This is a genomic window from Microbacterium sp. BF1, from assembly GCF_019279095.1.
In the GTDB taxonomy this organism is placed as follows: Bacteria; Actinomycetota; Actinomycetes; order Actinomycetales; family Microbacteriaceae; genus Microbacterium; species Microbacterium maritypicum.
The window spans coordinates 1-9678 of record NZ_JAGYWT010000043.1; the positions used below are offsets into that span (position 1 = coordinate 1).

The following is a 9678-nucleotide window of genomic DNA, read 5'->3' on the forward strand; positions in this document are numbered from 1 at the left end:
GTGAGATCGCCGCACTCGTCGGCAGCCGTGTGATCGATGCCGACACCGGCATGCGCCTGGTGGGCATCCGCGGCCGCGCGATGGCCGATGCGGCAGCGCAGGAGCAGACAGGAATGAGTGCGGTCCTCGGCGGTGACGAGGAAGCCCTTCTCGCGCGCCTCGCCGAACTCGACCTCTCCCCCGCCAACTACAACGGCGGCGGACAGATCGTGGTCGCAGGCGCCCTCCCCGCTCTCGCGGCACTCGCCGAGGAGCCCCTCAAGGGCACCCGCGTGATCCCGCTGCAGGTCGCCGGCGCGTTCCACACGCGGTACATGGCATCGGCCGTCGCCGCGCTCCGCGATGCGGTATCCGACGTCACCCCCGCCAACCCCGACATCACGCTGTGGACCAACCGCGACGGCTCCGCCGTGGCCGACGGAGCGCAGGCACTGAGCTTCCTCGTCGATCAGGTGTCGTCCCCGGTGCGTTGGGACCTCTGCATGCAGTCCTTCGCCGACGCAGGCGTCACCGGTGTCATCGAACTCGCTCCGGCCGGCGCCCTGGTCGGCCTCGCCAAGCGCGGCCTCCGCGGTGTACCGACCGTCGCCGTGAAGACCCCTGAAGACCTTGATGCAGCCGTCGCGCTGCTGAACGGAGAAGCCGCATGAGCGTCACGCTCGCCCAGCTCACCGGTCCCGCGTACACGCGCATCTACTCCTACGGCGCCGCCCGTGGCGAGAATGCCGTGCCGAACGAAGACCTGATCGGCCCCATCGACTCCAGCGACGAGTGGATCCGTCAGCGCACCGGCATCGTCACCCGCGCTCGCGCCGACAAGGGCACCGATGCGATCGACCTCGCGACCGCGGCGGCTGCCGAGGCCATCGAGAAGTCGGGCGTCGCGGCGGACCAGGTCGACCTGGTGATCGTCGCGACCATCAGCAACCCCAAGCAGACCCCCTCGGTCTCGGCCATCGTCGCCGACCGTGTCGGGGCGAACCCCGCAGCCGCCTACGACATCAACGCGGCCTGCGCAGGATACGCCTACGCGATCGCCCAGGCCGACGCGCTGATCAAGGCCGGCGCCGCCCGCTACGCACTGGTCATCGGCACGGAGAAGCTGTCCGACGTCGTCGACCCGACCGATCGCAGCATCTCGTTCCTGCTCGGTGACGGTGCAGGCGCAGCCCTGATCGGTCCGAGCGACACGCCGGGCATCGCACCGGCGGTATGGGGTTCGGATGGCTCGAAGGCCGACGCTGTGGGAATGAACGGCACCCTCACCGACTTCCGCGACGGCGTGGTGCCGTGGCCGACCCTTCGTCAGGAGGGCCCGACGGTCTTCCGCTGGGCCGTCTGGGAGATGGCCAAGGTCGCCCGTGAGGCGCTGGACAAAGCCGGCGTCGAGCCGACCGACATCGCCGCGTTCATCCCCCACCAGGCCAACATGCGCATCATCGACGAGTTCGCCAAGCAGCTCAAGCTGCCGGAGAGCACGGTGATCGCCCGCGACATCGAGACCACGGGCAACACCTCGGCGGCGTCGATCCCGCTGGCCAGCCACCGCCTGATGGCCGAGCACCCCGAGCTGTCGGGCGGTCTCGCACTGCAGATCGGCTTCGGCGCCGGCCTCGTGTTCGCCGCACAGGTCGTCGTCCTTCCCTGAGAATGCGCTGACTTTCCCTAGACTGTTCCACGGTTCCGAAAACAACCCGCAAGAAAGAGGAAGACCACATGGCTTTCACCAACGATGAGGTCCTCGCTGGCCTCGCAGAGCTCATCACCGACGAGACCGGCATCAACGCTTCCGAGGTCGCCCTCGAGAAGTCGTTCACGGACGACCTCGACATCGACTCCATCTCGATGATGACGATCGTCGTCAACGCCGAGGAGAAGTTCGGCGTCACCATCCCCGACGACGAGGTCAAGAACCTGAAGACCGTCGGCGACGCCGTCAGCTTCATCGTCGCGGGCCAGGAGTAATCCCGGCAGGATGCCACCCCCGCACCTCGCGGGGAGTGGCATCCTCCGACCTGCCCTCCCACCCGTTCGACTTCGTTTCGACAAGGAACCACACCCCATGACCAAGCGCATCGTCGTCACCGGCATCGGCGCCACCTCCGCCATCGGCGGAACGGCCCCGGAGAACTGGACGAACCTGCTGGCCGGCATGTCCGGCACCCGCACGCTCGAGCACGACTGGGTACAGCAGTACGAGCTGCCCGTCACCTTCGCCGCCGAGGCGATCGTCCGCCCGGAAGAGGTTCTCCCCCGCCACGAGGCCAAGCGTCTCGACCCCTCGTCGCAGTTCGCGTTGATCGCGGCGCGCGAGGCGTGGGCGGATGCCGGTTCCCCCGAAGTCGCCCCCGAGCGACTCGGTGTCGACTTCGCCACCGGCATCGGTGGACTCTGGACGCTCCTGGACGCCTGGGACACCCTCCGCGAGAAGGGCCCGCGACGGGTGATGCCGCTCACCGTCCCGATGCTCATGCCGAACGCCGCTGCAGGAAACCTGTCACTGCAGTTCCACGCCCGCGCCTACGCGCAGACCGTCGTCAGCGCGTGCGCCTCCAGCACCGAGTCGATCATCCATGCCTTCCACCACCTTCAGGACGGTCTCGCCGACGTCGTGATCGCCGGTGGCACGGAGTCCGCGATCCACCCGATCACGATGGCATCGTTCGCCTCCGCGCAGGCGCTCTCGCGTCGGAACGACGACCCGGCCCACGCGTCCCGACCGGGCGCGATCGACCGTGACGGATTCGTCATGGGCGAGGGAGCCGCAGCCCTGATCCTCGAGACCGAGGAGCACGCGAAGGCTCGCGGCGCCAAGATCTACGGCTATGTGCTCGGCGGAGGCGTCACCGCCGATGCCTACCACATCACCGGCAACGACCCCGAGGGCAACGGTGCCGCACGTGCGGTGACGCAGGCGCTCGAAGAGGCCGGCATCACCGCCGACCAGGTCACCCACATCAACGCGCACGCGACGTCGACCCCGGTCGGCGACCCCAACGAGTACGTCGCGCTCAAGAAGGTCTTCGGAGACCGAATCGACGAGATCCCCGTCTCGGCGACGAAGGCATCGACCGGGCACCTGCTCGGAGGCACCGGCGCACTCGAGGCGATCTTCGCGCTCCTCGCCCTGCGCGACCGTGTCGCACCGCCCACGATCAACATGACCGAGCCCGATCCCGCTGTCCCGTTCCGTCTTTCGGGCGACGCCACGCCGCTCGGCGAGGGTCCGCAGTTCGCGATCAGCAACTCGTTCGGATTCGGCGGTCACAACGCCGTGCTCGTGGTCGCCAGCGCCGACTGACACGCCAAAACGATGAGCGGCCCTCGGGATTCCGAGGGCCGCTCATCTCATCTGCATGAGGATCACACGGATGACTGAGCATCCGACGGTACTCAGTCATGCACCTGTGCGCAGGTCATGCAGGTGCGCGGTGATCCGTCAGGCGGAGCGGAGCAGACCGCGCTTCTGCGAACGCGCTTCCCTCATCCGCGTGATGCGCGGCAGGAACCAGCCGATCAACGGCCCGACGCCGAACGCGAAGAGCACGGTTCCCACGCCGACGGGTCCACCGAGCAGGAAGCCGATCAGCAGCACGCCGCCTTCGATCAGTGTCCGCACCAGCCACACCGCCCAGCCGGTACGTCGGACGAGGCCCGTCATCAATCCATCGCGGGGTCCGGGACCGAAGTCTGCGGCAATGTACAGACCGGTCGCGAAGGACAGCAGCAGGAGTCCGAAGACGAACATGGGGGCGCCGATCCACACCGAAGCGGGCTGCGGGATCAGAGCGAGCGCGAGGTCGGCGCTGGGCCCGACGAGGAGCGCGTTCAAGACGGTGCCGAGCCCCACACGCTGACGCAGCGGGATCCACAGCAGCAGGACGACGATGGACACGACGACGGTCATGACGCCGTATCGGAGGCCGGTCTGCTCGGCGAGACCGAGCGCCAGCACGTCCCACGGCGCGACGCCGATGCCGCCGCGCACCATGAAGCCGAGGGCCACGCCGTAGAGGAAGAGACCCACGAGCAGCTGTACGAGCCGCTCGACGAGGTCACGCCGACTGGTGGCGGTCACGGGGAGCACGACGGAGCGCAGGAGCATGCTTCCACTCTGGCCCCTGGGCCACGTCCGTCAGCGAATCCACTCAGCGCAAAGTGGCCTGCACTCGTCAGGCCACTTTGCGGCATGCTGGACGCATGGGATCACGACTCGTCGAACAGCTCGGGGCGCACAACGTGGCGGGCTCCGCAGCGACGACGCTCGCCGACCGGATCAGGGCGCTGATCCTCGACGGCCGGCTCACGGTCGGCGAACGTCTGCCGAGCGAGCGCGCTCTCGCGGTGGAGCTTCGCCGTTCCCGCTCCACGATCACCCGCACCTACGGGCTTCTCGAGGCCGACGGGTACGTCTCCCGTCTGCACGGAGGCAGCACGCGCGTCACCCTGCCGAACGGACACGCCGCGCCCGGCACTGATGCCGACGACGACGCCATCGATCTGTCCATCGCGTCGATGGACTCCACACCGGGACTGTATGACGCGACGGTCCGATCCCTCCCCCGCCTTGCGGCCTTGCGCGGCACCAGCGGATACTCCCTCCGTGGCCTTCCTGAGCTCCGAGAGGCCGTAGCGCAGCGGTTCCGGGATCGCGGAGCACCGACCTCGGCCGACGAGATCATCATCACCTCCGGGGCGCTCAACGCGGTGAACCTGATCCTCGCGGCGATCGGACGACGCGGCGAGAGGGCCCTGGTCGAGCAGCCCACGTTCCCGCACGCGCTCGAGGCGCTGCACCGGCACGGATACCGTCTGCTTCCAACGCCCGTCGACGTCGACGGATGGGACACGCGCCATCTGAACGAGACTCTGCTCGGCTCCCGCCCCCATGTCGCCTACCTCATCCCCGACTTCCACAACCCGACCGGCGCCACTCTGCCCGACGAGGAGCGCTCACGCATCGTCACGACGGCGCGCAACGTGGGCACTCAGCTCCTCGTCGATGAGACGACCACCGAGCTCGATATCGACCGCGGCTGGTCGCCGGCTCCGATGGCCGCGAGCGGACCCAATGTGATCACGGTCGGATCGATGTCGAAGATCGCATGGGGCGGGATGCGCATCGGTTGGATCCGTGCGAAGCGCACGGTCATCGCTCGACTGCTCGCCGTTCGTCCATCCTTCGAGCTGGGTACCGCACTGCTCGAGCAGTGCATCGCCGTCGAGCTTCTCGCCGACATGCCTGCGCTCACCTCGCACGTCGGTCAGCGTCTGCACGACGGTCGCGCAGCGGTGGAGGCCGGCGTGGCGGGCATCCCCGGCTTCCGGATGCCACCGACACCAGGAGGGCTGTCCGCATGGCTCGACATCGGTGCGCCGCTGTCCACCTCGCTGTCCCTCGCTGCTCGCGAGCGGCAGCTGATCCTGCCTCCCGGACCGCGCTTCACGACGGGCGGCGTGCTCGAACGTCGACTGCGCATCCCCATCACCCTGCCGCCCGAGCGCACGGCTGAGGCCATGCGTCGCCTTTCGTTGGCCTGGGAGGACGTGCGCGGCACCGGCACGTCCCCGCACGCTGAGCTGCAGCACGCCGCGGTGATCTGACCGACGACGAGGACCCCACCTCGTCTCCGGGGCGGGGTCCTCGTCGTGCGGAGCGGGGAAACGTCTTCTCAGCGTCCGGAATGACTCACCGGCATCCGATACTCACGCCTCCCCCGTTCCGGTCTGCGGGGTCGGGCTAGCCGACCTTGTGGAGCCAGACGACTCTGGCGTCGTCGCTGGCATGGCGGAAGGGTTCGAGTTCCTCGTCCCACGCGGAGCCGAGGGCGATGTCGAGCTCGCGCTGCAGCTCGACCGCGCTGCCCGCAGCGATCTCCATCGCGTAGCGGATGCGGTCTTCACCGATCACGATGTTGCCGGCGGCATCGGTCTGCGCGTAGTGGATACCCAGATCGGGAGTGTGCAGCCAACGACCACCGTCGCTGCGGGGCGTGGGGTCCTCGGTCACCTCGAAGCGGAGGTGCTCCCACCCGCGGATCGACGTCGCGAGAGCGGCACCGGTGCCGACGGGGCCGTCCCAGTAGAACTCCGCACGTCGTGCGCCGTCGAGGACGGGCTGGTCGGTCCAGTCGAAGTTCACCGCACGCCCGATAGCGCGACCCACCGCCCATTCGAGGTGCGGGCAGAGCGCGCGAGGCGCAGAGTGGATGAACACCACTCCGCGTGCGTAAGCCGTCGCCATGATCTCTCCGTTTCATCAGGTGCGTCTTCCCCAACGACCTGAACCACGAAGTGGCGAGAATATGCGGTTGTGGGCCCATTCTCGCCGAGATCTGCGGAAACCACAAGCATGTCATTCGACGACGAAGGCCCCGGCCATGACGACCGGGGCCTTCGGACCGCGAACGGTCGAGTCGGTGAGGTCAGGCCTCGCTCATGGCCTGCTTGACCTGCTGGCCCTTGGCGGCGTAGTACGCCGCGCGGGCAGCGTCCTTGCGCGCCTGCTCGGCGTAGCCGAACTCGAGCGTCTCCTGGTCGACCTCGTAGTTGGGCACGTCGTCGGTGCCGTGGTACTTCTCGATGTAGGCGTCGAGCTCGGGGCCCGAGGTCCACGACGTGATGAGGCAGTAGCGCGGCTCAGTGCCGTTGTGCGTGGCGGCGTGCCACAGGCGCTGGGTGTCGACGATGAGCTGAGCGCCGGCGGGGAGCGCGATGCGGTACTCGATGCTCGGGTCGGTGCGGTTCTCGCGCAGGACGAAGTAGCTGTCCTTGTCATCGGTGAGGTTGAAGAAGCCGCGGACCACCCAGCCGGTGCCGTCCGGGTTCAGACGGTTGTTGTCGTCCTGGTGGAGGTTGTAGAGGCAGTCTCCGTACGGGGTCGGTTGCAGCTCGATCACGCGGCAACGGCCGACGTTGGCGCCCGGCTCCTGCGCGCGACGCGTCAGGTTCGGGGCCTTCTCGGTCTGCGAGTCGATCCAGACGCCGTCCTTGTCGGTGCGCGGCGGCTTGTGGTTCCAGAACCCGTTGCACTCGATGTCGCCGAAGGCACTGGCGAGCGGCGCGAAGCGGGTGTCACCCGACGACTTCCAGTCGTTGTACTCGATGTCGAGCCATTCCTTGGGGTCGAGCTCCTGGTTGTAGCTGTCGAGGACGACGAATCCCTTTTCCTCGAGGGCAGCGGACTTGATGTAACCCATGATCGAGTCATGTTCCTTTCATCGGGGGCCAGCACGTTTTAACAGGCCCTGATAAGGCAAGCCTAACAGCGTCACCCGCGAGCCCTTCGGAGGTCCGCCGTGCATAACCGAATAGACTGATCGGGGCGCCCGGCGAGTCCTCGGCACCCGTCGCTACGGGAGGACGAGACACCAGCATGAGCACCGCGACCAACGTCGAGGCGACAGCAGTCAACACGATCGAGTGGCTCGCGGCGGGCACCACCACCATCGTCGTCCCCGTGTATCAGCGGCAGTATCGGTGGGACATCGGGGGATGCGAACGTCTCCTGTCCGACATCCGCGCGGTCGCCCGTGAAGACGACGCCCACCGTCACTTCATCGGTTCGATCCTGTCCGCCGAAGACGGCGCCTCAGCCGAGTCGGATCTGATCCTCATCGACGGGCAGCAGCGCATCACCACGCTCATGCTCCTGGTGGCGGCTCTGCATCACGCGGTCCGCGACACCGACCAGGCTCTGGCCGCGGCGCTCGAACGCGTGCTGGTGCGCTCCGATGCCCCCGGCCGCACGAAGCTGCGCCCGCACGACGCCTGGGCAGACCTGTACGAATCCGTGGTGCTCGACCGACGCGACGATGCCGACCGCGAATCGCGCTTCGACGACAACTACGCCTTCTTCCGCAGCCAGATCCACGTGGACGAGGTTCCGCTCATCTGGCGCGGGCTGCAGAAGCTCGAGCACGTGTCGATCACCCTCGGCGCCCAGGCGAACGCCCAGCAGATCTTCGAGAGCCTGAACTCGACGGGTGAGCCGTTGCGCGACCACGAGCTCATCCACAACTACATTCTCATGGGGTTGAGCCACGCTGAGCAGGTCGATGTCGAATCCCGCTTCTGGGTGCCCATCGAGCGGCACACCGGCGAGGCGATCGGCGCCTTCTGGAGGCACTACCTCGTGCTCGTCACCGGACGTGAGGTCGCGGCGAACGGCGAGCACGGCGTGTACAGCGCGTTCCGGCAGTCATTCCCCCGCGTCGATCTCTCCCATCTCCAGGCGGATGCGTCCGAGTGGCGGCACCACGCCGAGATCTACGGGATCCTGCTCGATCCGTCGCGGGAGCAGGACCCCGAGATCGCGCAGCAGCTGCGCCACGTCAACACGTTCGGCCGCTCCTCGTATCCGCTCGTGATGAGCGTCTACAGCGATCACGCGCGGGGCGTCATCGACCGCTCCGAGCTCATCGAGACATTGGAGTGGCTGCAGACCCTCTACCTTCGACGCGCACTGGTGAATCTGCCGACCGAGAGACTCGTCGCGAGGCTCTGCCGCGCGCGGCGCGACGGCCGGGACGCACTCGCACGTGCGTTCGCGCGCATCACCCCGTCCGACGAACGTGTGAGCGCCGTCCTGAAGTACAGCGAACTCCCCCACCCGGCCTACGTCCTCGGCAGGCTGGAGGGGGTCGACGACCTCGAGTCCTTCGACGTCGAGCACATCGTGCCTGTCGTGCCGGGTGACACGTGGTCCGGCGATGGCGAACGGCCCTGGATCGAGTACACCGAGGACGAGCAGAACAGCCACCGCGCCCTCGCCCCGACCCTCGGCAACCTGACCCTGCTCGAACAGCCCCTCACCGAGCGGGTGTTCGGCGCCTCGTTCCCCGTCAAGCGCACGGACGCCTACGCCCGCAGTTCCGTACCTGCCACGCGCGACCTCGCCGACGTCGACGCGTGGAACACGGCGGCGATCACTCGGCGCACGATCGCACTCACCGCCGACCTGATCCGCATCTGGGCGCGTCCCGCACTCCCGGAGATCGACGACGACGGCCTGACGCCGATCCTCGATGCCGTCCGCCGTCGCGGATGGCCGACGGGCTGGGAGCGGGAGTTCGACTACGTCGAGTACCGCGGTGAGCGCTGGGAGGTGCCCGACGTGAAGTACCTGTTCAACCGGGTCTTCCGTCGCGCCTGGACGGACACGAGGACCGCCGCGCTCGCGTACTGCGCCGCACACGGGGGCCCGATCTACCAGGACATGGCCTGGAAGGGCCAGTGGGACGAGCTCGACGAGGGCCATTTCCTCTACATGGGCTGGGATTCCAACTACATGATGACCGCTGTGCAGGGTGTGCTCGAGGAGTCGGGCATCGCCTCGGAGGTCTTCGTCAAGTACTCCTATATCGGAAATGTGATGTGAACATGAGCACCGTCATCCGCACGCTGCAGGATCTCACCGTCGAAGAGCACACGCTCACCGTCCCCCTGGTGTGGGGCGATCCCGCCGACCACCGCACGATCGACATCTTCGCGCGCGTCGTCGCCCGCGAAGGCGGAGAGTCCCTCCCCTACCTCGTCTTCCTGCAGGGCGGGCCGGGGCACGAGGCACCGCGCCCGTTCCACTCCTCGACGTCGCCGGCCTGGCTCGATGAAGCACTCGCCCACTACCGCCTGGTCCTTCTCGACCAGCGCGGGACCGGGCACTCCACCCCGGTCGGG

General features: G+C 67.8%; 9 protein-coding genes and 1 pseudogene. 7 read left to right on the forward strand and 3 right to left on the reverse strand.

Annotated features, from left to right (window positions below):
• The 4 genes from KZA10_RS02805 to KZA10_RS02820 all read left to right on the forward strand — a co-directional run.
• The coding region (locus KZA10_RS02805) for an ACP S-malonyltransferase (protein ID WP_218682124.1) at positions 1-650 on the forward strand (650 nt) is incomplete at its 5' end.
• Positions 647-1648, forward strand: coding sequence for a beta-ketoacyl-ACP synthase III (locus tag KZA10_RS02810; RefSeq protein WP_055867826.1), 1002 nt, complete (start codon positions 647-649; stop codon positions 1646-1648). The genes KZA10_RS02805 and KZA10_RS02810, both read left to right, overlap by 4 nt.
• Positions 1649-1716: 68 nt before the next feature.
• Entirely contained in the window at positions 1717-1965 is a 249-nt protein-coding gene (locus KZA10_RS02815; RefSeq protein WP_017830435.1) for an acyl carrier protein, read from the forward strand.
• Between the two features lie 97 nt (positions 1966-2062).
• Positions 2063-3301, forward strand: a complete 1239-nt coding sequence (locus tag KZA10_RS02820) for a beta-ketoacyl synthase (RefSeq protein ID WP_017830434.1) — start codon at positions 2063-2065, stop codon at positions 3299-3301.
• Positions 3302-3439: 138 nt separating this feature from the next.
• Here the strand turns inward: KZA10_RS02820 and KZA10_RS02825 are convergent, their stop codons facing one another.
• On the reverse strand, positions 3440-4105 hold the full coding sequence (locus KZA10_RS02825; protein WP_218682125.1) for a YitT family protein: 666 nt from the start codon (positions 4103-4105) through the stop codon (positions 3440-3442).
• Positions 4106-4200: 95 nt separating this feature from the next.
• Here KZA10_RS02825 and KZA10_RS02830 point away from each other — a divergent pair, with 95 nt between their 5' ends.
• Positions 4201-5604 (forward strand): PLP-dependent aminotransferase family protein, encoded by a 1404-nt coding sequence (locus KZA10_RS02830; RefSeq protein WP_141386807.1) that lies wholly within the window; start codon positions 4201-4203, stop codon positions 5602-5604.
• A gap of 136 nt (positions 5605-5740) precedes the next feature.
• Here KZA10_RS02830 and KZA10_RS02835 read toward each other — a convergent pair whose 3' ends face one another.
• Together KZA10_RS02835 and KZA10_RS02840 are read right to left on the reverse strand one after the other, a co-directional pair.
• On the reverse strand, positions 5741-6244 hold the full coding sequence (locus KZA10_RS02835) for a DUF3145 domain-containing protein (RefSeq protein WP_141387677.1): 504 nt from the start codon (positions 6242-6244) through the stop codon (positions 5741-5743).
• 181 nt (positions 6245-6425) lie between these two features.
• Complete coding sequence (locus tag KZA10_RS02840; protein WP_021200730.1) at positions 6426-7199, reverse strand: hypothetical protein; 774 nt, start codon at positions 7197-7199, stop codon at positions 6426-6428.
• 176 nt (positions 7200-7375) lie between these two features.
• Between KZA10_RS02840 and KZA10_RS02845 the strand changes: the two genes are divergently transcribed.
• Both KZA10_RS02845 and KZA10_RS02850 read left to right on the forward strand, forming a co-directional pair.
• Positions 7376-9379 carry a DUF262 domain-containing protein gene (locus KZA10_RS02845; protein ID WP_141387675.1) on the forward strand — a complete coding sequence of 668 codons (2004 nt, stop codon included), beginning with the start codon at positions 7376-7378 and terminating at the stop codon, positions 9377-9379.
• A gap of 2 nt (positions 9380-9381) precedes the next feature.
• Positions 9382-9678, forward strand: a pseudogene (locus KZA10_RS02850) (aminopeptidase); the annotation flags it as partial.